At 58.4% G+C, this 1579-nt stretch carries 1 protein-coding gene; it reads left to right on the top strand.

Annotated features, from left to right (window positions below; translation table 11 throughout):
* Positions 1-105 precede the first annotated feature (105 nt).
* Entirely contained in the window at positions 106-1488 is a 1383-nt protein-coding gene (locus F0185_RS34005; protein WP_167233108.1) for an IS1380 family transposase, read from the top strand.
* The last annotated feature ends 91 nt before the right edge of the window (positions 1489-1579 follow it).

Below are 1579 nucleotides of genomic sequence, written 5' to 3' on the forward strand. Positions count from 1 at the left end.
CTAGCCTGAATTTTGCATAAAAAGGGGCAAGAATGCCGTAAGTGATTGATAAAATGTGAGTTATCTAGAAACACAGTTATCAACAAAAACGCCACCTTGCCCGACATGAATTCTACCTCAGAGCAGCTCCGTTTTGCATCCATTCCCGCTCACAGTGTTCGCGCCGATTTCGCCGGTGGCGGTTTGTCGTCCGATCTCGGTCCGGTTCTGCTGCGCGGTGTCGACCTGCAGATCGGTCTGACCAAGCGCCTCGCGGCGGCTTTGCCGGACCGTCGCCATCAGAGCTACGTCACTCATTCCCATCACGATCTTCTGACCCAGCGCATCTACCAAATCGGCTGCGGCTACGAGGACGGCAACGACGCGAACAGCCTGCGCCACGACCCGATGTTCAAACTTGGCGCGGCCCGTTTGCCGTTTGATGCCGCCGCCGCGCTGGCATCGGGAGCGACGATCTCGCGCTTCGAACACGCCGCAAGCCGCCAGGATATTTATCGCGTCAGCGAGGCCCTGGTCGAACAGTTCATTGCCAGCTTCGCCGGTCCGCCAAAGAGCTTGATTCTCGACCTGGATCACTCCGAGGATGCGTGCTACGGCCAGCAGCCGCTGGCGTTCTACAACCACCACTATGGTTCGACCTGCTATTTGCCGCTGATGATTTTCGACGGTCAGTCGGGCGGCTTGATCGCGGCGGTGCTGCGCCCCGGAAGGCGACCATTTGGCGAAGAGAACGCGATGATCATGCGGCGCGTCCTGAAGCGGATTCGTCAGCACTTCCCCGATACGCATATTCTCGTACGTGGCGACGGACACTTCAGTGGCCCTGAATTAATGAGCCTGATCGATGGGATGTCGAACATGGACTTCATTTTTGGTTTCGCCTGCAACCCCAAGCTCCTTGCGATGGCCGAGCCGACCAGACTTCGCGCCATCGACCGGTGGGTGGCTGCGCAATCGCAGGACCTGGTGCCCAATGCGGTGCGTCTGTTCGATGAATTTACTTACAAGGCGCGCTCGTGGCCGAAGGCCTGGCGCGTGCTGCTCAAGGCCGAGGTCATGGCGCTTGGCGAGAACACGCGCTTCATCGTGACCTCGCTGCCAGGACTCGATGCCGGCATGTTGTACGAGGATATTTATTGCGCGCGAGGTCAGGCCGAAAATTACATCAAGCATCTCAAGGATGACCTCGCCGCCGACCGTACTTCCTGCACCAGCTTTCTCGCCAATTGCATGCGCTTGTTGCTGCACGCGGCGGCCTACATCCTGCATCAGCAACTGCGTACCGAAGGGCTGCGGCATACCGCGCTGTCGCAGGCGCAGCCATCGACGGTCATTGCCAAACTGTTCAAAATCGCCGTGCAGGTCAGGCAATACAAGAACAAGATTGTCCTTCACCTTCCGAGCGCCTGTCCGGCCAAACATCTGCTCCAGACCTTGACCGAACGACTGTACCTGTCGACACCGGCCAGGTCCATCAACTCGTCCTGAGTAAGCCACGTCCGGTCTGCCGAGAACTGACCACCAACCCGCCAACCTTCAACCGCATACCGCTCCATTCGATGTCCCGTTCAATCGGGTA

Source organism: Massilia rubra, from assembly GCF_011682065.1.
Taxonomy (GTDB): Bacteria; Pseudomonadota; Gammaproteobacteria; order Burkholderiales; family Burkholderiaceae_D; genus Telluria_A; species Telluria_A rubra.